Origin of the sequence: Escherichia sp. AM3 (assembly GCF_032029835.1) — a bacterium.
Taxonomy (GTDB): domain Bacteria; phylum Pseudomonadota; class Gammaproteobacteria; order Enterobacterales; family Enterobacteriaceae; genus Escherichia; species Escherichia coli.
Genome location: NZ_JAVUPQ010000068.1, coordinates 1 through 23,850, shown reverse-complemented (window position 1 = coordinate 23,850; position 23,850 = coordinate 1). Strand labels below are relative to the sequence as shown.

At 50.4% G+C, this 23,850-nt stretch carries 20 protein-coding genes and 1 pseudogene; 11 read left to right on the top strand and 10 right to left on the bottom strand.

Annotation, left to right across the window (positions count from 1 at the left end):
* Nucleotides 1-148: 148 nt before the first annotated feature.
* The 6 genes from kdsA to hemA are packed head-to-tail and all read right to left on the bottom strand — an operon-like array spanning nt 149 to nt 5,454.
* Nucleotides 149-1,003, bottom strand: a complete 855-nt coding sequence (gene kdsA, locus RTW80_RS19160) for a 3-deoxy-8-phosphooctulonate synthase (RefSeq protein WP_000811065.1) — start codon at nt 1,001-1,003, stop codon at nt 149-151.
* 35 nt (nt 1,004-1,038) lie between these two features.
* Complete coding sequence (gene sirB1 / locus RTW80_RS19155) at nt 1,039-1,848, bottom strand: invasion regulator SirB1 (RefSeq protein ID WP_001257044.1); 810 nt, start codon at nt 1,846-1,848, stop codon at nt 1,039-1,041.
* 3 nt (nt 1,849-1,851) lie between these two features.
* Nucleotides 1,852-2,244, bottom strand: a complete 393-nt coding sequence (gene sirB2, locus RTW80_RS19150) for an invasion regulator SirB2 (protein WP_000200374.1) — start codon at nt 2,242-2,244, stop codon at nt 1,852-1,854.
* On the bottom strand, nt 2,241-3,074 hold the full coding sequence (gene prmC, locus RTW80_RS19145) for a peptide chain release factor N(5)-glutamine methyltransferase (RefSeq protein WP_000456467.1): 834 nt from the start codon (nt 3,072-3,074) through the stop codon (nt 2,241-2,243). The genes sirB2 and prmC overlap by 4 nt, the downstream gene beginning before the upstream one ends.
* The gene (gene prfA, locus RTW80_RS19140; protein ID WP_000804726.1) at nt 3,074-4,156 is read right to left on the bottom strand and encodes a peptide chain release factor 1; all 1,083 of its coding nucleotides are present in this window, start codon (nt 4,154-4,156) and stop codon (nt 3,074-3,076) included. The genes prmC and prfA overlap by 1 nt, the downstream gene beginning before the upstream one ends.
* 41 nt (nt 4,157-4,197) lie before the next feature.
* Entirely contained in the window at nt 4,198-5,454 is a 1,257-nt protein-coding gene (hemA, locus tag RTW80_RS19135; protein WP_001295619.1) for a glutamyl-tRNA reductase, read from the bottom strand.
* Between the two features lie 213 nt (nt 5,455-5,667).
* Between hemA and lolB the strand changes: the two genes are divergently transcribed.
* The 4 genes from lolB (at nt 5,668) to dauA (ending at nt 10,044) form a co-directional block, all read left to right on the top strand.
* Entirely contained in the window at nt 5,668-6,291 is a 624-nt protein-coding gene (lolB, locus tag RTW80_RS19130) for a lipoprotein insertase outer membrane protein LolB (RefSeq protein WP_001130692.1), read from the top strand.
* Nucleotides 6,291-7,142 (top strand): 4-(cytidine 5'-diphospho)-2-C-methyl-D-erythritol kinase, encoded by an 852-nt coding sequence (gene ispE / locus RTW80_RS19125; RefSeq protein WP_001260323.1) that lies wholly within the window; start codon nt 6,291-6,293, stop codon nt 7,140-7,142. Before lolB ends, ispE begins: the two co-directional genes overlap by 1 nt.
* A 150-nt stretch (nt 7,143-7,292) precedes the next feature.
* Entirely contained in the window at nt 7,293-8,240 is a 948-nt protein-coding gene (gene prs, locus RTW80_RS19120) for a ribose-phosphate diphosphokinase (protein ID WP_001298109.1), read from the top strand.
* A 124-nt stretch (nt 8,241-8,364) separates the two neighbouring features.
* Nucleotides 8,365-10,044: a C4-dicarboxylic acid transporter DauA gene (gene dauA, locus RTW80_RS19115; protein ID WP_001033352.1), complete on the top strand. Its 1,680-nt coding sequence runs from the start codon at nt 8,365-8,367 to the stop codon at nt 10,042-10,044.
* Nucleotides 10,045-10,098: 54 nt separating this feature from the next.
* On the opposite strand, the gene ychH is transcribed toward dauA, so the two are convergent.
* The gene (ychH, locus tag RTW80_RS19110; RefSeq protein WP_000823885.1) at nt 10,099-10,377 is read right to left on the bottom strand and encodes a stress-induced protein YchH; all 279 of its coding nucleotides are present in this window, start codon (nt 10,375-10,377) and stop codon (nt 10,099-10,101) included.
* Between the two features lie 277 nt (nt 10,378-10,654).
* On the opposite strand from ychH, the gene pth reads away from it, so the two are divergent.
* The 3 genes from pth to RTW80_RS19095 all read left to right on the top strand — a co-directional run bounded on the left by pth (nt 10,655) and on the right by RTW80_RS19095 (nt 16,083).
* Nucleotides 10,655-11,239 (top strand): aminoacyl-tRNA hydrolase, encoded by a 585-nt coding sequence (pth, locus tag RTW80_RS19105; RefSeq protein ID WP_000152933.1) that lies wholly within the window; start codon nt 10,655-10,657, stop codon nt 11,237-11,239.
* Between the two features lie 116 nt (nt 11,240-11,355).
* Nucleotides 11,356-12,447 (top strand): redox-regulated ATPase YchF, encoded by a 1,092-nt coding sequence (ychF, locus tag RTW80_RS19100; protein ID WP_000505866.1) that lies wholly within the window; start codon nt 11,356-11,358, stop codon nt 12,445-12,447.
* 768 nt (nt 12,448-13,215) lie between these two features.
* Entirely contained in the window at nt 13,216-16,083 is a 2,868-nt protein-coding gene (locus RTW80_RS19095) for an autotransporter outer membrane beta-barrel domain-containing protein (RefSeq protein ID WP_021575105.1), read from the top strand.
* A gap of 99 nt (nt 16,084-16,182) precedes the next feature.
* On the opposite strand, the gene dhaR is transcribed toward RTW80_RS19095, so the two are convergent.
* Nucleotides 16,183-18,102, bottom strand: coding sequence for a dihydroxyacetone kinase operon transcriptional regulator DhaR (gene dhaR / locus RTW80_RS19090; RefSeq protein ID WP_312719858.1), 1,920 nt, complete (start codon nt 18,100-18,102; stop codon nt 16,183-16,185).
* A gap of 227 nt (nt 18,103-18,329) precedes the next feature.
* Between dhaR and dhaK the strand changes: the two genes are divergently transcribed.
* The 4 genes from dhaK (at nt 18,330) to treA (ending at nt 23,489) form a co-directional block, all read left to right on the top strand.
* Nucleotides 18,330-19,400 carry a dihydroxyacetone kinase subunit DhaK gene (dhaK, locus tag RTW80_RS19085; protein ID WP_000733733.1) on the top strand — a complete coding sequence of 357 codons (1,071 nt, stop codon included), beginning with the start codon at nt 18,330-18,332 and terminating at the stop codon, nt 19,398-19,400.
* Between the two features lie 10 nt (nt 19,401-19,410).
* Nucleotides 19,411-20,043, top strand: coding sequence for a dihydroxyacetone kinase subunit DhaL (gene dhaL, locus RTW80_RS19080; RefSeq protein WP_001300421.1), 633 nt, complete (start codon nt 19,411-19,413; stop codon nt 20,041-20,043).
* Between the two features lie 10 nt (nt 20,044-20,053).
* Nucleotides 20,054-21,472 (top strand): dihydroxyacetone kinase phosphoryl donor subunit DhaM, encoded by a 1,419-nt coding sequence (dhaM, locus tag RTW80_RS19075; protein ID WP_032247453.1) that lies wholly within the window; start codon nt 20,054-20,056, stop codon nt 21,470-21,472.
* A 319-nt stretch (nt 21,473-21,791) separates the two neighbouring features.
* A complete protein-coding gene (treA, locus tag RTW80_RS19070) occupies nt 21,792-23,489 on the top strand; it encodes an alpha,alpha-trehalase (protein WP_000841714.1) in 1,698 nt (565 codons plus the stop codon).
* Between the two features lie 78 nt (nt 23,490-23,567).
* Here the strand turns inward: treA and ycgY are convergent.
* Nucleotides 23,568-23,777: pseudogene (gene ycgY / locus RTW80_RS19065) on the bottom strand (protein YcgY); the annotation flags it as partial.
* A 14-nt stretch (nt 23,778-23,791) separates the two neighbouring features.
* Entirely contained in the window at nt 23,792-23,848 is a 57-nt protein-coding gene (locus RTW80_RS31510; protein ID WP_003032489.1) for an IS1 family transposase, read from the bottom strand.
* Between the last annotated feature and the right edge of the window lie 2 nt (nt 23,849-23,850).

Here is a 23,850-nt window from a genome sequence, read left to right as displayed (position 1 = left end):
AAGGTGAAAACGGGCGTCAGGCTGCCGTGATGGCAATATGCGCCCGAAACCGGCCGCAGGGGTAACAGCCTGCGGCCTTTTTTGTATCCGGCACCCATAAAAAAGTCTTAACGCACAACGCTAAGACTTTATTTTTCAAACAAAAAGATTACTTGCTGGTATCCAGTTCTTCGAAACCTTTCACCAGATCATCAATCGCTTTCATCTGCTTGAGGAACGGTTCCAGTTTAGCCAGCGGCAGCGCGGATGGACCATCACATTTCGCATGTTCCGGATCCGGATGCGCTTCAATAAACAGCCCCGCCAGACCTACCGCCATACCGGCTCGTGCCAGCTCAGCCACCTGAGCACGACGACCACCGGAAGCTGCGCCAAACGGATCGCGGCATTGCAGTGCGTGGGTCACGTCGAAAATCACCGGCGAGTTACCAGACACTTTCTTCATAATGCTGAAGCCCAGCATATCGACAACCAGGTTGTCATAGCCGAAGTTAGCACCGCGATCGCAAAGAATCACTTTTTCGTTGCCGCCTTCTTTGAATTTATCAACGATATTACCCATCTGTCCCGGGCTGACAAACTGTGGTTTCTTGACGTTAATTACCGCACCGGTTTTCGCCATGGCTTCAACCAGGTCAGTCTGGCGAGCAAGAAACGCCGGCAACTGAATCACATCCACGACATCAGCAACGGGCTGTGCCTGACTTGGTTCGTGAACGTCGGTGATAATTTTCACGCCAAAAGTCTGCTTCAACTCCTGGAAGATTTTCATCCCTTCTTCCAGGCCCGGTCCACGATAAGAGTGGATGGAGGAGCGGTTGGCTTTGTCAAAAGAGGCTTTGAACACGTAAGGGATACCCAGTTTCTGGGTCACAGTTACGTAGTGCTCGCAAATGCGCATCGCCAGATCGCGAGATTCCAACACGTTCATACCGCCAAACAGTACGAACGGCAGGTCATTTGCTACGTTGATGTCGCCAATGCTAACCACTTTTTGTTTCATAGGATCGCCTTAATCTTGAGTAAAATGTCGATTAATTAATGCAGCACAATATGTTTATGCGCGATGTTATTTATTTGCGCACGGATCATTTCGCTGATCGGGTCTTCCGGACACTGTTCAACGAAATAACTTAAATCGTTCAACGCAACGTGTTCGCAATCCAGTTGCGCATAAATCAACCCGCGATCGCGAATTTCATAGGGATCTTCAGGGTTGAATTGTAATAAAGCTTCGCTGGTGCGTAACGCCAGCTCCATCTGATTTTCTTCCATCAACGAGGCTTTGAGTGTATCCAGCAATTTGCGGATTACCTCAATGTTATCAGCTTCATCAAGGTCTTCATAAAACAGTTCCGCCGACGGGCTGATATTTCCCTTTAACCATACGTCCAGCATATGTTCGCTTAACGATTCACCGTTAAAAGGATTAATCAGCCAAATTTCGCCATCCGGACATTCAATGCGCAATATCAGCTGCGTAGGGAAAATCACCGGCAGCAGCGGCAAATCGAGACGATTCGCGACCCATAATAAAACCGCACCTAATGATACCGCACTGCCCTGTCGATTCTTTAACACCTGGTCCAGCCATAATGCATCGGAAAGACGATAAACACCGCGTGAGGCTTTAAATCCCCAGTCGCCGTAAAACAGCGCGATCAGTTTTTCCAACTGCTCTTCTAAAGGCAGAAGCTGGCTGATTTCTTCCTTCGCCAGACTAACGAGACGCTCCAGTTCGTCGTAAACATCTTGCGAGGGAAAATCGCGGCGGATTGCTTCGCAAGCCAGGATCATGCCTTCGCACAATGGCGCTTTATTAAATTCGAAATCAGCTAACGATCTCATGACTTACCCCAGTAACGGTACTTTTGTGGTGGCGAGTTTAATGATGATGTACAGCACCACCAACGCCAGCGGGAAGGCAATAATGCGCGCCTGCTGACTGTGCATACGACGATAATCGAGTGCAATAAAACCCAAAACGATATAAATGATAACTCCAAACAGCTTTTCAGTCAGCCACTGTGCCTGCCCGGAAAATGGCAGGATGTGCGCTTTAGCCATCAACGCAATGCCGCTTAACAGTAACAGCGTATCGACAACCGGCGGCACAATGCGCGTCCAGCGAGCAAATGCCTGTGGATGCTTCTGATAACGTAGCCAGAAACGTAAGGTTAATAGCCCAACAGAAAGCGCGATACTAATAAGATGAACACTAAGCAGTGTAGAAAAACTTGTCATTGATAATAGCGGCCGAGCGTTACGCGCTCGTTATCACCATAGTCACGGCAGGTTTCGACGTCATGATACCCCGCGAGGATAAATGCTTGTCGCACCGCTTCGCCCTGCTGCCAGCCATGTTCCAGAAGCAGAAAGCCGCCGGATACCAGCGCGTTACGCGACTGTTCGATGATATGCACGATGTCTGCCATTCCACTGTCTGCCGCAACCAGCGCAGTGAGCGGCTCAAAGCGGACATCGCCTTGTTGAAGATGAGGGTCCTGCTCGTCAATATACGGCGGATTGCTGACAATCATCGCAAACTGCTGCCCGGCTAGCGCGCTAAACCAGTCGCTTTGCAGAATGTGGATATTTTTGATCGCCAGATGCTGGGCATTACGTTGTGCCAGGGAGACAGCATCAGGCATACGATCTACAGCGATAATTTCGCAGTCCGGGCGCTCGCTAGCCAGCGCAAGCGCAATCGCCCCGGTACCCGTCCCGAGATCGAGAATACGGCAAGGTTGTTCAGGCAACCGCGCCAGTGCCTGCTCCACCAGACACTCCGTATCCGGGCGCGGAATTAAGGTCGCTGGCGAAACAAATAACGGCAACGACCAGAATTCTCGCACCCCGGTTAAATGAGCAATGGGTTCACCATCGCGACGACGTGTCAGTAGCGCATCAAGTTGCTGACATTGTTCGTCAGTCAGCTGCGTTTCACCAAAGGCGAGAATAAAAGTACGCCCTCTGCCGGTAACATGCTCCAGCAGGATTTCAGCATCACGCCGCGGGCTTTCGCTCGCCTGAAGTTGGCTTATTGCTTCACGTAACCAGTGTTGATATTCCATTATTCCTGCTCGGACAACGCCGCCAGTTGGTCGGCCTGATGTTCCTGGATAATCGGTTCAATCAGCATATCCAGCTTACCTTCCATCACTTCATCCAGGCGGTAGAGCGTCAGGTTGATGCGGTGATCGGTAACGCGCCCCTGCGGGAAGTTGTAAGTACGGTTACGGTCGCTGCGATCGCCACTCCCCAGCAGGTTACGACGGGTAGACGCTTCGGCCTGTTGGCGTTTTGCCATTTCAGCAGCGTGGATGCGAGCACCGAGAACAGAAAGTGCTTTAGCTTTGTTTTTATGTTGTGAACGTTCGTCCTGACATTCAACAACAATCCCGGTCGGCAAGTGAGTAATACGAATTGCCGAATCGGTGGTGTTAACGTGCTGACCACCCGCCCCTGACGAGCGGAAAGTATCAATGCGTAAATCTGCTGGGTTGATGTCCGGCAGTTCTGCGTCAGGCAGTTCTGGCATTACCGCAACGGTACAAGCAGAAGTATGAATACGACCCTGCGATTCCGTAGCAGGAACACGTTGCACGCGATGACCGCCGGATTCAAATTTCAGACGACCATACACACCATCACCGCTAATTTTGGCGATGATCTCTTTATAACCACCATGTTCACCCTCGCTGGCGCTCATGATTTCTACCCGCCAGCGGCGGGCTTCGGCATAACGGCTGTACATACGGAACAGATCGCCCGCGAACAGCGCCGCTTCGTCGCCGCCGGTTCCGGCTCGGACTTCGAGGAAGGCGTTACGTTCGTCATCAGGATCTTTTGGCAGTAACAGAACCTGTAATTGCTGTTCCAGTTGCTCGCTTTTTTCTTTAGCTTCGCGCAGTTCATCCTGCGCCATCTCACGCATTTCAGGATCATCGAGCATCATCTGTGCGGTTTCGATATCTTCCTGAACCTGTTGCCAGTCGGTAAAACAGCGCGAAACATCACTTAACTGCGCATATTCGCGTGATAATGCGCGAAAACGTTCCTGGTCGGCGATAGTTTGCGCGTCACCCAGCAACGCCTGAACTTCTTCATGGCGTTCATGCAGGGCTTCCAGTTTGGCAACGATAGAAGGCTTCATAGGCGTAAATGCACCCTGTAAAAAAAGAAAATGATGTACTGCTACTCCAGCCCGAGGCTGTCGCGCAGAATATTCAGGCGTTCGTTATCCCCGTCACGGGCGGCCTGTTGAAGTGATTTCGTTGGCGCATGGATCAAGCGGTTAGTCAGTTTCCATGCCAGATCCTGCATAATGGCTTGCGCGTCGCCGCCCTGCTCAAGGGCCGCTAACGCTTTGGCGGTTAACTCATCGCGAACTTGCTCTGCCTGGCTGCGATACTCGCGAATGGTTTCGCTGGCGCTTTGTGCTCGCAGCCACGCCATAAATTCGCTGGTTTCCTGAGCGACAATAGTTTCCGCCTCAACCGCTGCGGCTTTACGCTGCGCCAGGTTGTGCGAAATGATGCTTTGCAGATCGTCCACGCTATAAAGATAAGCATTCGCCAGTTTGCCAACTTCCGGCTCAACATCGCGCGGAACGGCAATATCCACCAACAGCATTGGTTGGTTGCGACGGCTTTTTAATGCGCGCTCCACCATGCCTTTCCCGATAATCGGTAACGGGCTGGCGGTGGAACTGATGATGATATCGGCTTCGCGCAGACGTTCGTCGATCTCACTCAGGGCAATCACTTCCGCGCCAACTTCATCTGCCAGTATTTGGGCACGTTCGCGAGTGCGGTTGGCGATAATCATCTTCTGTACTTTATGTTCGCGCAGATGACGCGCTACCAGCTCGATGGTTTCGCCCGCGCCTACCAGCAACACTGTGACCGTAGAGAGCGATTCAAAGATCTGCCGCGCCAGCGTACAAGCCGCAAAAGCGACAGACACAGCGCTGGCACCGATATCTGTTTCAGTGCGAACGCGTTTCGCTACAGAGAAAGATTTCTGGAACATGCGTTCCAGTTCGCTGGCCTTCATATGGCCTTTTTGCGAATCGGCAAACGCTTTTTTAACCTGACCGAGGATCTGCGGCTCCCCAAGAACCAATGAATCCAGGCCGCTGGCAACACGCATTAAATGGCTAACCGCGTCGTTATCCTGATGCCAGTAGAGGCTTTTACGCAGATCTTCTTCATTAAGATTGTGATAATCGCAAAGCCAGCGGATTAACGCCTCTTGCAGGTTATCCTGCTCTTCAACGCTAAGATAAAGTTCCGTGCGGTTGCACGTCGACAGCACCACGCCGCCCTGCACCATCGGCTGCGCAAGCAGGCTGTCAAGCGCCTGATCGAGCTTATCCGGCGAAAACGATACACGTTCTCGCAGCGATACAGGTGCCGTTTTATGGTTGATACCGAGTGCTAAAAGGGTCATGTCTGCGGGAAATAATACCAACGTTGATAGGGTTAGTCTGCTTGCATCATACAGGATGCGTAAGATCAATAAAAGAGAGCGCCCCCTTTTGGAGTAATTGCCGAAAGCCGTTAGATTCTGGCAATTAAGACAACTTGAACATAGACGATAGCGGACGGTAACGCTAGCATTAAGGGTTATAACTGCAACGTATCTCAAGGACTTGTCATCACTATGCCCCTGCCCGATTTTCGTCTTATCCGCCTGCTACCGCTGGCTGCTCTTGTGCTCACTGCCTGTTCCGTTACCACGCCCAAAGGTCCTGGCAAAAGCCCGGATTCGCCACAATGGCGTCAGCATCAGCAAGACGTGCGCAATCTTAATCAGTATCAGACTCGCGGCGCGTTCGCTTATATTTCTGACCAACAAAAAGTGTACGCCCGCTTTTTCTGGCAGCAAACCGGCCAGGATCGCTACCGTCTGCTGCTCACTAACCCATTGGGCAGCACGGAACTGGAGCTGAATGCTCAACCGGGTAACGTGCAGTTAGTCGACAATAAAGGTCAGCGTTATACCGCCGATGACGCCGAAGAGATGATTGGCAAATTGACCGGAATGCCAATTCCGCTCAACAGCTTGCGCCAGTGGATTTTAGGTTTACCGGGTGATGCAACCGACTACAAACTGGACGACCAGTACCGCCTGAGCGAAATTACCTACAGCCAGAATGGCAAAAACTGGAAGGTTGTTTATGGTGGTTATGACACCAAAACGCAACCTGCGATGCCAGCCAATATGGAACTCACCGACGGTGGTCAACGCATCAAGTTAAAAATGGATAACTGGATAGTGAAATAATGCGGACACAGTGGCCCTCTCCGGCAAAACTTAATCTGTTTTTATACATTACCGGTCAGCGTGCGGATGGTTACCACACGCTGCAAACGCTGTTTCAGTTTCTTGATTACGGCGACACCATCAGCATTGAGCTTCGTGACGATGGGGATATTCGTCTGTTAACGCCCGTTGAAGGCGTGGAACATGAAGATAACCTGATCGTTCGCGCAGCGCGGTTGTTGATGAAAACTGCGGCAGACAGCGGGCGTCTTCCGACGGGAAGCGGTGCGGATATCAGCATTGATAAGCGTTTGCCGATGGGCGGCGGTCTCGGCGGTGGTTCATCCAATGCCGCGACGGTCCTGGTGGCATTAAATCATCTCTGGCAATGCGGGCTAAGCATGGATGAGCTGGCGGAAATGGGGCTGACGCTGGGCGCAGATGTTCCTGTCTTTGTTCGGGGGCATGCCGCGTTTGCCGAAGGCGTTGGTGAAATACTAACGCCGGTGGATCCGCCAGAGAAGTGGTATCTGGTGGCGCACCCTGGTGTAAGTATTCCGACTCCGGTGATTTTTAAAGATCCTGAACTCCCGCGCAATACGCCAAAAAGGTCAATAGAAACGTTGCTAAAATGTGAATTCAGCAATGATTGCGAGGTTATCGCAAGAAAACGTTTTCGCGAGGTTGATGCGGTGCTTTCCTGGCTGTTAGAATACGCCCCGTCGCGCCTGACTGGGACAGGGGCCTGTGTCTTTGCTGAATTTGATACAGAGTCTGAAGCCCGCCAGGTGCTAGAGCAAGCCCCGGAATGGCTCAATGGCTTTGTGGCGAAAGGCGTTAATCTTTCCCCATTGCACAGAGCCATGCTTTAAGCCGGGCAAGCTGAGTTTCGGTGACAACGTCACCTTGTTCCAGACGTTGCATCGCGCTCTTTAATACACCGCCTGGAAAGGATCATGCCTGGCCCGCACAGTTTTCGGCAGATTCTTTCCACCAATGGACGCATGCCTGAGGTTCTTCTCGTGCCTGATATGAAGCTTTTTGCTGGTAACGCCACCCCGGAACTAGCACAACGTATTGCCAACCGCCTGTACACTTCACTCGGCGACGCCGCTGTAGGTCGCTTTAGCGATGGCGAAGTCAGCGTACAAATTAATGAAAATGTACGCGGTGGTGATATTTTCATCATCCAGTCCACTTGTGCCCCTACTAACGACAACCTGATGGAATTAGTCGTTATGGTTGATGCCCTGCGTCGTGCTTCCGCAGGTCGTATCACCGCTGTTATCCCCTACTTTGGCTATGCGCGCCAGGACCGTCGCGTCCGTTCCGCTCGTGTACCAATCACTGCGAAAGTGGTTGCAGACTTCCTCTCCAGCGTCGGTGTTGACCGTGTGCTGACAGTGGATCTGCACGCTGAACAGATTCAGGGTTTCTTCGACGTTCCGGTTGATAACGTATTTGGTAGCCCGATCCTGCTGGAAGACATGCTGCAGCTGAATCTGGATAACCCAATTGTGGTTTCTCCGGACATCGGCGGCGTTGTGCGTGCCCGCGCTATCGCTAAGCTGCTGAACGATACCGATATGGCAATCATCGACAAACGTCGTCCGCGTGCGAACGTTTCACAGGTGATGCATATCATCGGTGACGTTGCAGGTCGTGACTGCGTACTGGTCGATGATATGATCGACACTGGCGGTACGCTGTGTAAAGCTGCTGAAGCTCTGAAAGAACGTGGTGCTAAACGTGTATTTGCGTACGCGACTCACCCGATCTTCTCTGGCAACGCGGCGAACAACCTGCGTAACTCTGTAATTGATGAAGTCGTTGTCTGCGATACCATTCCGCTGAGCGATGAAATCAAATCACTGCCGAACGTGCGTACTCTGACCCTGTCAGGTATGCTGGCCGAAGCGATTCGTCGTATCAGCAACGAAGAATCGATCTCTGCCATGTTCGAACACTAATCGAACCCGGCTCAAAGACCCGCTGCGGCGGGTTTTTTTGTCTGTAATATCCATTTGTATGACCTATGCCTCCTTCACCTGCCATTTAGTTGACAGATGATGCGCTCACGGATGAAACATTATTGTGAACAAAATATTTTCCTCACATGTGATGCCTTTCCGCGCTCTGATCGACGCTTGCTGGAAAGAAAAATATACTGCCGCACGGTTTACCCGTGACCTGATTGCCGGGATAACCGTCGGGATTATTGCTATCCCGCTGGCGATGGCGTTGGCTATTGGTAGTGGTGTGGCACCCCAGTACGGTTTATATACCGCAGCTGTTGCGGGGATTGTCATTGCTCTGACGGGTGGGTCACGCTTTAGCGTTTCCGGTCCGACTGCGGCATTTGTGGTAATTCTCTATCCCGTGTCGCAACAGTTTGGACTGGCAGGACTGCTGGTTGCGACCTTGCTGTCGGGGATCTTTTTGATTCTGATGGGTCTGGCACGCTTTGGTCGCCTGATTGAGTATATTCCGGTTTCCGTCACCTTAGGTTTCACCTCGGGTATCGGGATCACCATCGGTACCATGCAGATTAAAGATTTTCTCGGTCTGCAAATGGCCCATGTCCCGGAACATTATCTACAAAAAGTCGGCGCATTATTTATGGCGCTGCCGACCATTAATGTGGGTGATGCTGCCATTGGCATTGTGACGCTAGGTATTCTTGTTTTTTGGCCGCGTCTGGGCATTCGTTTACCCGGTCACCTTCCGGCCTTGCTGGCTGGTTGCGCGGTGATGGGGATTGTTAACCTGCTCGGCGGACATGTTGCTACCATCGGTTCGCAATTCCACTACGTCCTGGCCGATGGTTCTCAGGGTAACGGTATTCCGCAACTGCTGCCGCAACTGGTGCTGCCGTGGGATCTGCCTAATTCAGAATTCACGCTAACCTGGGATTCTATTCGCACACTGCTGCCTGCGGCATTCTCAATGGCAATGCTCGGCGCAATCGAATCTCTGCTCTGCGCCGTGGTACTGGATGGTATGACCGGGACGAAACACAAGGCGAACAGCGAACTGGTTGGACAGGGACTGGGGAATATTATCGCTCCGTTCTTTGGTGGTATTACCGCTACAGCTGCCATCGCGCGTTCTGCCGCTAACGTCCGTGCCGGGGCAACTTCCCCTATCTCGGCGGTGATCCACTCTATTCTGGTTATTCTTGCCCTGCTGGTACTGGCACCGCTGCTCTCCTGGCTGCCGCTTTCCGCTATGGCAGCCCTGCTGTTGATGGTGGCGTGGAACATGAGTGAAGCGCATAAAGTGGTCGACTTGCTGCGTCATGCACCGAAAGATGACATCATTGTCATGCTGCTGTGCATGTCGCTGACCGTGCTGTTTGATATGGTTATTGCCATCAGCGTGGGGATCGTGCTGGCATCGCTGCTGTTTATGCGTCGTATCGCACGTATGACTCGCCTGGCACCGGTAGTCGTAGATGTTCCAGACGATGTTCTGGTACTGCGCGTTATTGGCCCGCTGTTTTTTGCTGCTGCTGAAGGCTTGTTCACGGACCTGGAGTCACGTCTTGAAGGCAAACGGATTGTGATTCTGAAGTGGGATGCCGTTCCGGTACTTGATGCTGGTGGTCTTGATGCGTTCCAGCGTTTTGTGAAGCGTCTGCCCGAAGGATGTGAACTGCGCGTGTGCAACGTGGAATTCCAGCCACTGCGCACTATGGCTCGCGCAGGCATTCAACCGATCCCGGGACGCCTCGCGTTCTTCCCGAATCGTCGCGCGGCGATGGCGGATTTATAAGTACGAGATTGACCAGTCAGCGCAAACTGACTGGTCAGCAAACTGCATTATTTGTTAGCTATGACGGCGATTATCGCTACGGCGGCAACGTTTGTCATAGTGACGAACCCACCAGTAACGGTCGCACACCTGTTCATGCCCGCCAACACGGGCACCCGCCAGCCAGAGAATGGCACCGACGAAAATACTTAGCACTGCACCATGTGCGAAATACTGGGGCATATTAAACTGTGGTAACTGGTTGAGGATTGAATACCCCACGCCGACCACCATTACCACCAGACCCAACCCCATGAGCACGTTACCGAGTAACGAAGCGTTTTTGCGTTTCATATGTCACCTCCGGAACTTTCTGGGTTGTAACAGGGAATACCCCTCTTCCTTATGTGTAAAGTATAGACAACACCCAGTGGGTTATGTGCGGGCGTGATCACAATTACAACCCTTATTTCAACAAAACTTTACAAATAAACGCCTGAACACCTTGACTTTCTAATAGTCCACTCAGGCAATTATTACGTTATCTGCATTTGATACGCAGTTTTTTGTCAAGCGGGGCCGCAACCAGTAAACTACGCGCCAGTTATGTACACACTCAGGACAAAAAAACGTGACGATTAAATTGATTGTCGGCCTGGCGAACCCCGGTGCTGAATACGCCGCAACGCGACATAATGCTGGTGCCTGGTTCGTTGACTTACTGGCAGAGCGTTTGCGCGCTCCGCTGCGCGAAGAGGCTAAATTCTTTGGTTATACTTCGCGAGTCACTCTTGGAGGCGAAGATGTCCGCCTGTTAGTCCCGACTACATTTATGAATCTCAGCGGCAAAGCCGTTGCGGCGATGGCCAGTTTTTTCCGCATTAATCCGGACGAAATTCTGGTGGCCCACGACGAACTGGATCTGCCTCCTGGCGTCGCCAAATTTAAATTGGGCGGTGGCCATGGTGGTCACAATGGACTGAAAGACATCATCAGTAAATTGGGTAATAACCCTAACTTTCACCGTTTACGCATCGGAATCGGTCATCCGGGCGATAAAAATAAAGTTGTCGGTTTTGTGTTAGGCAAACCGCCTGTTAGTGAACAGAAGTTAATTGATGAAGCCATTGACGAAGCGGCGCGTTGTACTGAAATGTGGTTTACAGATGGCTTGACCAAAGCAACGAACCGATTGCACGCCTTTAAAGCGCAATAAGTCGTTGTCTGCGGCATTTTTGCCGAGTGCCGTGTATAATAGGCAAAGTTATTTCCATTTCTGCAATCTGTTAGCAATAACAGGTTGATTATTAAGATATTAAGGTGATTTAAATCATGGGATTCAAATGCGGTATCGTCGGTTTGCCCAACGTCGGGAAATCTACCCTGTTCAACGCGCTGACCAAAGCCGGTATTGAAGCGGCCAACTTTCCATTCTGCACCATTGAGCCGAACACAGGCGTCGTACCAATGCCTGATCCTCGCCTGGATCAACTGGCTGAAATCGTAAAACCGCAGCGTACGCTTCCCACGACCATGGAATTTGTCGATATCGCCGGTCTGGTAAAAGGCGCATCGAAAGGCGAAGGTCTGGGTAACCAGTTCCTGACCAACATCCGTGAAACCGAAGCGATCGGTCACGTTGTTCGCTGCTTTGAAAATGACAACATCATTCACGTTTCCGGCAAAGTTAACCCGGCTGACGATATTGAAGTTATCAACACCGAACTGGCGCTGGCAGACCTCGACACCTGCGAACGTGCGATTCATCGCGTACAGAAGAAAGCCAAAGGTGGCGATAAAGACGCGAAAGCTGAGCTGGCGGTCCTGGAAAAATGCCTGCCCCAGTTGGAAAATGCAGGTATGCTGCGCGCGCTGGATTTAAGCGCTGAAGAGAAAGCGGCTATTCGTTACCTGAGCTTCCTGACGCTGAAACCAACAATGTACATCGCCAACGTCAACGAAGACGGTTTTGAAAACAACCCATATCTTGACCAGGTGCGTGAAATCGCGGCGAAAGAAGGTTCTGTTGTGGTTCCGGTTTGTGCTGCTGTTGAAGCAGACATTGCCGAACTGGACGACGAAGAACGTGACGAGTTTATGCAGGAGCTTGGGCTGGAAGAGCCGGGCCTGAACCGTGTGATCCGTGCCGGTTATAAACTGCTGAACCTGCAAACTTACTTCACCGCTGGGGTGAAAGAAGTGCGTGCATGGACCATTCCGGTTGGAGCAACCGCGCCGCAGGCAGCGGGCAAAATCCATACTGATTTTGAAAAAGGCTTTATCCGTGCACAAACCATCTCGTTTGAAGATTTCATCACTTACAAAGGTGAACAAGGCGCGAAAGAAGCAGGCAAAATGCGTGCAGAAGGTAAAGATTACATCGTGAAAGATGGCGATGTGATGAACTTCCTTTTCAACGTCTAATTAATTTATTGTCTCATGAGGTTTCGCTAAATCTCATGAAGAGCGCAAAAGTATATAAAATCCACGCAATTGCGTGGATTTTTCATTTCACCGAGTCCTAATCATTCTTGTAACATCCTACACTTTTGTGCTTATTGCCTATAGTGAACCACGAGAATAATTAAAGACATAAGTGTTCAGATGACGGATATCTCATTAGCAGTGATATAACGTAAGTTTTTGTATCACTACACATCAGCCCCCTTCACAGCTGATCAAAATTGATCACGCTCCAATATGCTGGCAAGATGAAAATGATAACCAGTAGCACAATAACAACGATAGGCCAGAAAACCCATTGACCAAAAATGAATATCGATGTTTTTTGCTTTTTCTTATTAGTAATGCAAAAATGGCGCATATTGTTTTTGTTATGCAGATACATCAAGCGAAATTCCCATAACTAATTAGGATTATTACAAAAAATCTTCACCAAATTTTTTAACCGCTGTTTGTTGTAATATTTTTGCCATATTTATAGTAACGAATTGGAATAAGTAACGACAACTTAGGGAATAACTCGATATAAACTCACCTTTGTAAGGGGGATGTTAAATATATATTAATTCCTGTGTTCCTGATTTTGCCCGGTAATAGAGAATTATTCTCTGAGAAGCTCATCATGATTGCACCATACAAATATCATGATGATAAGAGGATATTATTCATTGATTTAAACAAAATGACAAAATCCATAGACCCATAGTCTGGGTACTATATAGGAGTGGTATGGGCATCAAACAACACAATGGGAATACCAAAGCAGATCGTCTCGCTGAATTAAAAATCCGTTCGCCCTCAATTCAACTGATAAAATTTGGCGCTATTGGTTTGAATGCAATTATATTTTCCCCCCTGCTGATAGCTGCTGATACAGGAAGTCAATATGGCACCAATATTACTATTAATGATGGTGACAGAATTACAGGAGATACCGCCGATCCATCAGGAAACCTCTATAGTGTAATGACCCCAGCAGGAAACACGCCTGGCAATATCAACCTGGGTAATGATGTCACCGTCAATGTCAACGACGCCTCTGGATATGCAAAAGGAATCATTATTCAGGGCAAAAACAGCTCCCTGACAGCTAACCGACTCACAGTAGATGTTGTTGGTCAAACCTCTGCCATCGGCATTAACTTAATTGGTGACTATACCCATGCTGACTTAGGCACAGGCAGCACCATTAAGAGTAACGATGACGGCATCATTATTGGGCATAGCTCAACACTAACAGCCACTCAATTCACCATTGAAAACTCGAACGGTATAGGCCTAACCATCAATGACTATGGCACCAGTGTCGATCTTGGAAGCGGAAGTAAAATCACGACCGATGGAAGTACAGGTGTTTATATCGGTGGTCTCAACGGCAATAACGCCAATGGTGCTGCGCGTTTTACGGCTACAGACCTGACAATCGATGTTCAGGGCTACAGCGCCATGGGGATAAACGTACAGAAAAACTCTGTTGTCGATCTCGGAACAAACAGTACCATTAAAACCAATGGCGATAATGCTCACGGCCTCTGGAGCTTTGGCCAGGTTAGCGCGAATGCACTCACTGTTGATGTAACTGGAGCCGCGGCCAATGGCGTCGAAGTTCGTGGTGGTACAACCACTATCGGTGCAGATAGCCATATTTCTTCCGCGCAGGGCGGTGGCCTCGTCACCAGTGGTTCAGACGCGATAATCAATTTTACTGGCACGGCAGCGCAACGAAACAGCATCTTTTCCGGCGGTTCTTATGGTGCCTCGGCCCAGACGGCAACGGCTGTTGTCAACATGCAAAATACCGATATTACAGTTGATCGTAATGGCAGTCTGGCGCTGGGTTTGTGGGCTCTCAGCGGCGGTAGAATAACCGGAGACAGTTTGGCTATCACCGGCGCGGCAGGAGCCAGGGGAATTTATGCCATGACCAACAGCCAGATCGACCTCACGAGCGATCTGGTCATTGATATGAGTACACCCGACCAGATGGCCATCGCAACGCAACATGACGATGGTTATGCCGCCAGCCGCATCAACGCCTCGGGTCGTATGCTTATCAACGGTAGCGTTCTTTCCAAAGGTGGGCTAATCAATCTGGATATGCACCCTGGGTCGGTTTGGACAGGTTCCTCCCTCAGCGATAATGTCAATGGCGGAAAACTGGACGTTGCAATGAATAACAGCGTCTGGAACGTAACAAGTAATTCTAATCTCGACACGCTGGCGCTGAGCCATTCAACTGTCGATTTTGCCAGCCACGGGTCAACTGCCGGCACATTTGCCACATTAAACGTAGAGAACCTGAGCGGTAACAGTACCTTTATTATGCGTGCTGATGTTGTTGGCGAGGGTAATGGCGTTAATAATAAAGGGGATTTATTGAATATCAGCGGGAGTAGTGCTGGTAATCACGTATTGGCTATCCGCAACCAGGGCAGCGAGGCCACAACGGGAAATGAAGTTCTGACAGTGGTAAAAACCACTGACGGCGCGGCCTCGTTCAGCGCGTCTTCTCAGGTTGAGTTGGGGGGATATCTGTACGATGTGCGTAAAAATGGCACTAACTGGGAGCTTTACGCTTCCGGGACAGTTCCGGAACCGACTCCTAATCCTGAACCCACACCAGCTCCCGCTCAGCCTCCCATAGTCAACCCCGATCCTACGCCTGAACCCGCTCCCACGCCTAAACCCACCACGACCGCAGATGCTGGCGGCAATTATCTCAATGTCGGTTACTTATTGAACTATGTTGAAAACCGTACGCTGATGCAACGGATGGGTGACCTGCGAAATCAGAGTAAAGACGGTAATATCTGGTTGCGCAGTTATGGGGGAAGCCTGGACTCCTTTGCCAGTGGCAAACTGAGCGGCTTTGACATGGGTTACAGCGGTATCCAGTTTGGTGGGGATAAACGTCTCTCTGATGTAATGCCGTTGTATGTCGGTCTGTATATTGGCTCAACACATGCATCGCCGGACTATAGCGGAGGCGACGGTACCGCACGTTCAGACTACATGGGAATGTACGCCAGTTACATGGCACAAAACGGTTTTTACAGCGATCTCGTTATAAAAGCATCGCGCCAGAAAAATAGTTTCCACGTACTGGACAGTCAGAACAACGGCGTTAACGCCAACGGCACTGCGAATGGAATGAGCATCTCCCTGGAAGCCGGGCAGAGGTTCAACCTGTCCCCTACTGGTTATGGGTTCTATATAGAGCCGCAAACCCAGCTTACATACAGCCACCAGAATGAGATGACTATGAAGGCGAGTAATGGCCTCAATATACATCTGAATCACTACGAATCGCTGCTGGGGCGTGCCAGCATGATACTGGGGTATGACATCACCGCAGGCAACAGCCAGCTGAATGTCTATGTGAAGACTGGCGCTATCCGCGAGTTTTCAGGGGATACCGAATATCTGTTGAACAACTCCCGGGAGAAGTACAGTTTCAAAGGTAATGGCTGGAATAACGGCGTGGGAGTCAGTGCACAGTATAACAAACAGCACACATTCTATCTCGAAGCGGATTACACGCAGGGTAACCTCTTTGATCAGAAGCAAGTCAACGGAGGATATCGCTTCAGCTTTTAAGTGCGGGATAGACAAGCCCTTAAACGATGCTGAAAATTGTTAGCGTGCGCCGGAATGAAATACAGATCACTCTGATGTATCAGAAATCGTTTCTGTCTTTCATACCCGGCGCTTAAACTGCCCTGCATCAATGCCATGTTGCTTCATTTTCCGCCACAGCGTAGTGCGGCCGATCCCAAGTAAAGCCGACATTTCCTGAATGCGACCGCCTGTGACCTGGGCTGCGTTAATAATTGCCTCTTTTTCAACTTCCGCAAATGACAGACTGGTGGAAAGGCGGGTGGCGCTGACATCATCTGTCGCCTGCTCGGTAAACAGATGTTCCGGCAAATCACTGACGCGAATGCGCCCGTTATCACTACTCAGAGCAAGATTCTCGATGACGCTGTAAAGTTCAAAATCGTTGCCTGGCCATGCACAAGAAACCAGGCGAGCGAGGGCATCGTCATCAATTTTCAGCCGCGTAGAGAAGCGTTTTTCAAGACTGCGTAATTTGTTATTCACCAGCGCCGGAATGCTGCCACGCCGCATACGCAGAGGCGGGATGGTAATTTCAAATGCATGCAGCGCGTAATACAGCTGGCGACTAAAACGATTTTGTTCCACCAGCATTGCGAGGTCCGCGGTCGTTGTGGCAATCACTTTGACATCAATTGGTATTAAACGCCGCGCATCCAGTCGCGTGATAACCCCCTGCTTGATAACCTGAAGCAAAGCAGACTGTAACTCCACCGCCAGATATTCAATCTTTTCAAGAAACAGCGTGCCGCCGTGTGCCAGTTCCAGCCGACTCAGACGGCCATTTTCATTGTCCGTGCGATCGCCACCAATAAATTCTTCCGCCAGCGCAGCATCACCATATAACTCACAATTGACGGCGATATAAGGACCTGCAGCACGCTCGCTTTCATTATGCATTGCCTGACTTAGCAGTGCCTTGCCCACGCCCTCTTCTCCACAAAGCAGGACAGGAAAGCTACTGCGCGCCGCCTGGCGACCAAAATGAATCAAGCGGCGGGTTTGCGGATCGTCCTGTGGCATATGAGCGAAGGTATGGCTGACTTTTCCTAATTGACTGGTCATTAACTGCCGCATCTGTTCCACAGGATGGAGCAACAAAATAAAGCTGGTTCCCTGCGTTTCTATTATCGGTTTAAGGGTTATCACCGCATCAATAAACTGGTGCTGGCTTTCAAAGGTTGCTTCTACGTGTTTGAGCGGATGTGCCTGTTTTATTGCTTGTTGCAATACGGCGGGTAACGTTAAGAGTTCAGTGATTGCCCGTCCCTGACTTGCCGTCGCGTCAAGGCGCAAGACCCGCGCCGCCTGGGCATTAATAAATTGCAAATTACCCTGCTCATCCCAGCTAATCACGCCATCATCCATACTTTCTAACAGGGCATTAAGTTGATTTAAATGACGGTTAGTTTCAGCGAGCAAACTGTCCGTCAGCAGTAAATTTCCGACCTCGCGGGCGATTGCCAACGTCAACGGCAAATCAGCTGCGGTAGTTTGCTCAACCGGACACGCCAGCGCTATTGTTCCCGTCAATCGGCCCTTGCTGTCAAACAACGGCGTTGCACAAAAGGCCCAGTTCCAGAGTGCCTGTTTGAAATGTTGATCGGCCATCGTTTTCACGGCCTGACCAGAGATAGCCGCTAACGATAGCGCACAAGTACCAATAATTCCCTCGGCGCAATACGTGCCGTCATTGAATCCCAGTGCACTTAGCTGCTGCAAGGTTTGCGGATCGCCATTACGGCTGAGAATGCAGGCGGTTTCATCGAGGATAAACAGCGCACACTCTCGCGGTGCCATATATTCCCAGGCATCTTCCAGCGCAGCCTGCCCGAGCGTCAGCATCGCTTTCTTACGCCGATAAATAGAAGCAAATGTCACGCCCTGGGCCTGATGTGGTACGTTCCATGTCTCCCGTTTCATCAGCTTATTGCATCGCTCCCAGGAGGTTGCAATTAAGGGAGATATGCCCCGACCATCGTTGTTAAAAGCGCCACTCATATCCCGCATCCCTTATGACAAAAGGTGTTCCGGCTCGCAATTTTAAGTATTAATACACGTAAAAGTTTCAATATGGAACATTCATTAAAGCATATGTTTCACTATGAAACATAATTTGGGCTAATTTTCTTTTCCCTTGCCTGATGCACAATGGATTCATCGGCAGTCAGTGGTCGCCGTGTCGTTGAACATCATCCATGCCCTACCGTAATTGCTGGAGCAAAATAATGAAAAAATTGATCAATGATGTGCAAGACGTACTGGACGAACAACTGGCAGGACTGGCGAAAGCGCATCCATCGCTGACACTGCATCAGGATCCGGTGTATGTCACCCGAGCTGATGCCCCCGTTACAGGAAAAGTCGCCCTGCTGTCGGGTGGCGGTAGCGGACACGAGCCGATGCACTGTGGTTATATCGGTCAGGGGATGCTTTCGGGGGCCTGTCCGGGCGAAATTTTCACCTCACCGACGCCCGATAAAATCTTTGAATGCGCCATGCAAGTTGATGGCGGCGAAGGTGTACTGTTGATTATCAAAAATTACACCGGCGATATTCTTAACTTTGAAACAGCGACCGAGTTACTGCACGATAGCGGCGTAAAAGTGACCACTGTGGTCATTGATGACGACGTTGCAGTAAAAGACAGTCTTTATACCGCCGGGCGGCGCGGCGTTGCCAACACCGTATTAATTGAAAAACTCGTAGGCGCTGCGGCGGAGCGTGGCGACTCACTGGACGCCTGTGCGGAACTGGGGCGTAAGTTGAATAATCAAGGCCACTCAATAGGTATCGCTCTCGGTGCCTGTACCGTTCCTGCCGCGGGCAAACCTTCTTTTACCCTGGCGGATAATGAGATGGAGTTTGGAGTCGGCATTCATGGTGAGCCGGGTATTGACCGCCGCCCCTTCTCTTCCCTTGATCAAACCGTCGATGAAATGTTCGACACCCTGCTGGTAAATGGCTCATACCATCGCACTTTGCGTTTCTGGGATTATCAACAAGGCAGTTGGCAGGAAGAACAACAAACCAAACAACCGCTCCAGTCTGGCGATCGGGTGATTGCGCTGGTTAACAATCTTGGCGCAACTCCGCTTTCTGAGCTGTACGGCGTCTATAACCGCCTGACCACACGTTGCCAGCAAGCGGGATTGACTATCGAACGTAATTTAATTGGCGCGTACTGCACCTCACTGGATATGACCGGTTTCTCAATCACCTTACTGAAAGTTGATGACGAAACGCTGGCACTCTGGGACGCCCCGGTCCACACCCCGGCCCTTAACTGGGGTAAATAAGGAGAAAGCAATGTCACTGAGCAGAACTCAAATTGTTAACTGGCTCACTCGTTGTGGCGATATTTTCAGCACCGAGAGCGAGTATCTTACCGGACTGGATCGCGAAATTGGCGATGCTGACCACGGGCTAAATATGAACCGAGGCTTTAGCAAAGTAGTGGAAAAACTCCCTGCTATCGCAGATAAAGATATCGGTTTCATTCTCAAGAATACCGGTATGACGCTGCTTTCCAGCGTCGGTGGTGCCAGTGGTCCGCTGTTCGGTACCTTCTTTATCCGCGCCGCACAGGCGACCCAGGCACGGCAAAGCCTGACGCTGGAAGAGCTTTATCAGATGTTCCGCGATGGCGCGGACGGCGTAATCAGTCGCGGGAAAGCCGAACCTGGCGATAAAACCATGTGTGATGTGTGGGTGCCGGTGGTGGAATCGTTACGTCAGTCCAGCGAGCAAAATCTCTCTGTTCCGGCGGCGCTCGAAGCTGCCAGTAGCATCGCCGAATCCGCTGCACAAAGTACGATTACGATGCAAGCCCGCAAAGGCCGCGCCAGTTATCTCGGTGAACGCAGTATTGGTCACCAGGATCCCGGCGCGACCTCGGTGATGTTTATGATGCAAATGTTGGCGTTAGCCGCAAAAGAGTAAGGAATTGGTGATGGTAAACCTGGTCATAGTTTCACATAGCAGCCGACTGGGAGAAGGTGTCGGTGAATTAGCCCGTCAGATGTTAATGAGTGATAGTTGTAAAATCGCCATTGCCGCGGGAATTGACGATCCACAAAATCCCATTGGTACCGATGCCGTCAAAGTGATGGAGGCCATCGAATCTGTTGCTGATGCCGACCATGTGCTGGTCATGATGGATATGGGTAGCGCATTATTGAGTGCTGAAACTGCGCTGGAATTGCTGGCTCCCGAGATCGCCGCAAAAGTACGTTTGTGTGCTGCGCCGTTGGTCGAAGGTACACTGGCAGCAACGGTCAGCGCGGCCTCGGGAGCGGATATCGACAAAGTTATCTTTGACGCTATGCATGCGCTGGAAGCCAAACGTGAACAACTGGGTTTACCGTCCTCCGACACTGAAATCTCTGACACATGTCCTGCGTACGATGAAGAAGCCCGTTCTCTGGCGGTGGTCATAAAAAACCGTAACGGCCTGCATGTACGTCCGGCCTCCCGGCTGGTTTATACCTTATCGACATTTAATGCCGATATGTTGCTGGAAAAAAACGGCAAATGCGTCACACCAGAGAGTATTAACCAGATTGCGTTACTACAAGTTCGCTATAACGATACGCTGCGCCTGATTGCGAAAGGGCCAGAAGCTGAAGAGGCACTGATCGCTTTCCGTCAGCTGGCTGAAGATAACTTTGGTGAAACGGAGGAAGTCGCTCCACCTACTCTGCGTCCCGTTCCGCCTGTTTCGGGTAAAGCCTTTTATTATCAACCAGTTTTATGTACGGTACAGGCAAAATCAACCCTGACCGTGGAAGAAGAACAAGAACGATTACGCCAGGCTATTGACTTCACGTTATTAGATCTGATGACGTTAACAGCGAAAGCAGAAGCCAGCGGGCTTGACAATATTGCCGCAATCTTTTCTGGTCACCATACACTGTTAGATGATCCGGAACTGCTGGCGGCGGCAAGCGAACTCCTTCAGCATGAACATTGCACGGCAGAATATGCCTGGCAGCAAGTTCTTAAAGAACTTAGCCAGCAATACCAGCAACTGGATGATGAATATCTACAAGCTCGCTATATTGATGTGGACGATCTTCTGCATCGCACCCTGGTCCACCTGACCCAAACGAAAGAAGAACTCCCGCAGTTTAACTCGCCAACTATTCTACTGGCGGAGAACATTTATCCTTCCACAGTACTGCAACTGGATCCGGCGGTTGTAAAAGGTATCTGCCTTAGCGCCGGAAGTCCGGTATCCCACAGCGCCCTAATCGCCCGTGAACTGGGGATTGGCTGGATTTGCCAGCAGGGTGAGAAACTGTATGCGATACAACCAGAAGAAACGCTAACGCTGGACGTTAAAACGCAACGTTTCAACCGTCAGGGTTAAGCCACCGTTCGGATGGCATCGTTCTGATGTCATCCGGCAATTTACCCAGCACTAATGATTTTTAAATACCTGTTATATTTTTCACCAATTTATGATGATTTTTCTTCGCTAATCACGAACCCAACGCCGCTGGCTGGCTAATAAACAGACGTTATTTGATCACTCTATTTCGCCGTTATTTATCCCTTTAATTCCCTTTTCTAAAATGCCTGACAGTTCGCAGAATGAGATTTCGATCATGCAGCTAGTGCGATCCTGAACTAAGGTTTTCTGATACTTGAATACCGTTTTATTCGGTTTCGCCAAAGGAGAATGATTGATGAAATCCCCCGCACCTTCTCGCCCGCAAAAAATGGCGTTAATTCCAGCCTGCATCTTTTTGTGTTTCGCTGCGCTATCGGTGCAGGCAGAAGAAACACCGGTAACACCACAGCCGCCTGATATTTTATTAGGGCCGCTGTTTAATGATGTGCAAAACGCCAAACTTTTTCCGGACCAAAAAACCTTTGCCGATGCCGTGCCGAACAGCGATCCGCTGATGATCCTTGCTGATTATCGGATGCAGCAAAACCAGAGCGGATTTGATCTGCGCCATTTCGTTAACGTCAATTTCACCCTGCCGAAAGAGGGCGAGAAATATGTTCCGCCAGAGGGACAGTCACTGCGCGAACATATTGACGGACTTTGGCCGGTATTAACGCGTTCTACCGAAAACACCGAAAAATGGGATTCTCTGTTACCGCTGCCGGAACCTTATGTCGTGCCGGGCGGACGTTTTCGCGAGGTATATTACTGGGACAGTTACTTCACCATGTTAGGACTTGCCGAAAGCGGTCACTGGGATAAAGTCGCGGATATGGTGGCCAATTTTGCTCATGAAATAGACACTTACGGTCATATTCCCAACGGCAACCGCAGTTACTATTTAAGCCGCTCGCAACCGCCCTTCTTTGCCCTGATGGTAGAGTTACTGGCGCAGCATGAAGGCGATGCCGCGTTGAAGCAATACCTGCCGCAAATGCAAAAAGAATATGCTTACTGGATGGACGGTGTTGAAAACCTGCAAGCCGGACAACAGGAAAAACGCGTTGTAAAACTTCAGGATGGTACCCTTCTCAACCGCTACTGGGACGATCGCGATACGCCACGACCAGAGTCATGGGTGGAAGATATTGCCACCGCCAAAAGCAATCCGAATCGACCTGCCACTGAAATTTACCGCGACCTGCGCTCTGCCGCTGCGTCTGGCTGGGATTTCAGCTCGCGCTGGATGGACAACCCGCAGCAGTTAAATACCTTACGCACCACCAGCATCGTACCGGTCGATCTGAACAGCCTGATGTTTAAAATGGAAAAAATCCTCGCCCGCGCCAGCAAAGCTGCCGGAGATAACGCGATGGCAAACCAGTACGAAACGCTGGCAAATGCCCGTCAAAAAGGGATCGAAAAATACCTGTGGAACGATCAACAAGGCTGGTATGCCGATTACGACCTGAAAAGTCATAAAGTGCGCAATCAGTTAACCGCGGCCGCCCTGTTCCCGCTGTACGTCAATGCGGCAGCGAAAGATCGCGCCAACAAAATGGCGACGGCGACGAAAACACATCTGCTGCAACCCGGCGGCCTGAACACCACGTCGGTGAAAAGTGGGCAACAATGGGATGCGCCAAATGGCTGGGCACCGTTACAGTGGGTCGCGACAGAAGGATTACAAAACTACGGGCAAAAAGAGGTGGCGATGGACATTAGCTGGCACTTCCTGACCAATGTTCAGCACACCTATGACCGGGAGAAAAAGCTGGTGGAAAAATATGATGTCAGCACCACCGGAACGGGGGGCGGCGGTGGCGAATATCCATTACAGGATGGCTTTGGCTGGACCAATGGCGTGACGCTGAAAATGCTGGATTTGATCTGCCCGAAAGAGCAACCGTGTGACAATGTTCCGGCGACGCGTCCGACCGTTAAGTCAGCAACGACGCAACCCTCAACCAAAGAGGCACAACCCACACCTTAACCAGCGCTTACTCCGACAACGTCATTCGGCTTCTCCGAATGGCGTTGTCGGCAGATAACACCATAGCTATGGTTTTTTCTACACAGACGGTTTTTCAAGTCCTGGCGGGAAGTATTGCGCAAATGTTTGCCATACGTGGTTGCCGAAGATAGCGTCATTTCTACGGGTAAGTGTTTCACTTTCATCACCCGGCGATTTACGCCGACGTTGGCTATATAAAGCATCAATTGCTACCTGAATATTGTTACGGTGTTCACTCATCAACGTTTTTTTGCTTTCTGGAGTTAGGTAATGACTCCAACTTATTGATAGTGTTTTATGTTCAGATAATGCCCGATGACTTTGTCATGCAGCTCCACCG

Coding starts and splice junctions, on each gene's coding strand:
- kdsA (WP_000811065.1), bottom strand. CDS start 1,003: ATGAAACAAAAAGTGGTTAGCATTGGCGACATCAACGTAGCAAATGAC.
- sirB2 (WP_000200374.1), bottom strand. CDS start 2,244: ATGACAAGTTTTTCTACACTGCTTAGTGTTCATCTTATTAGTATCGCG.
- prmC (WP_000456467.1), bottom strand. CDS start 3,074: ATGGAATATCAACACTGGTTACGTGAAGCAATAAGCCAACTTCAGGCG.
- ychF (WP_000505866.1), top strand. CDS start 11,356: ATGGGATTCAAATGCGGTATCGTCGGTTTGCCCAACGTCGGGAAATCT.
- dhaK (WP_000733733.1), top strand. CDS start 18,330: ATGAAAAAATTGATCAATGATGTGCAAGACGTACTGGACGAACAACTG.
- treA (WP_000841714.1), top strand. CDS start 21,792: ATGAAATCCCCCGCACCTTCTCGCCCGCAAAAAATGGCGTTAATTCCA.
- ispE (WP_001260323.1), top strand. CDS start 6,291: ATGCGGACACAGTGGCCCTCTCCGGCAAAACTTAATCTGTTTTTATAC.
- dhaR (WP_312719858.1), bottom strand. CDS start 18,102: ATGAGTGGCGCTTTTAACAACGATGGTCGGGGCATATCTCCCTTAATT.
- dhaL (WP_001300421.1), top strand. CDS start 19,411: ATGTCACTGAGCAGAACTCAAATTGTTAACTGGCTCACTCGTTGTGGC.
- ychH (WP_000823885.1), bottom strand. CDS start 10,377: ATGAAACGCAAAAACGCTTCGTTACTCGGTAACGTGCTCATGGGGTTG.
- sirB1 (WP_001257044.1), bottom strand. CDS start 1,848: ATGAGATCGTTAGCTGATTTCGAATTTAATAAAGCGCCATTGTGCGAA.
- dhaM (WP_032247453.1), top strand. CDS start 20,054: ATGGTAAACCTGGTCATAGTTTCACATAGCAGCCGACTGGGAGAAGGT.
- hemA (WP_001295619.1), bottom strand. CDS start 5,454: ATGACCCTTTTAGCACTCGGTATCAACCATAAAACGGCACCTGTATCG.
- prfA (WP_000804726.1), bottom strand. CDS start 4,156: ATGAAGCCTTCTATCGTTGCCAAACTGGAAGCCCTGCATGAACGCCAT.
- RTW80_RS19095 (WP_021575105.1), top strand. CDS start 13,216: ATGGGCATCAAACAACACAATGGGAATACCAAAGCAGATCGTCTCGCT.
- lolB (WP_001130692.1), top strand. CDS start 5,668: ATGCCCCTGCCCGATTTTCGTCTTATCCGCCTGCTACCGCTGGCTGCT.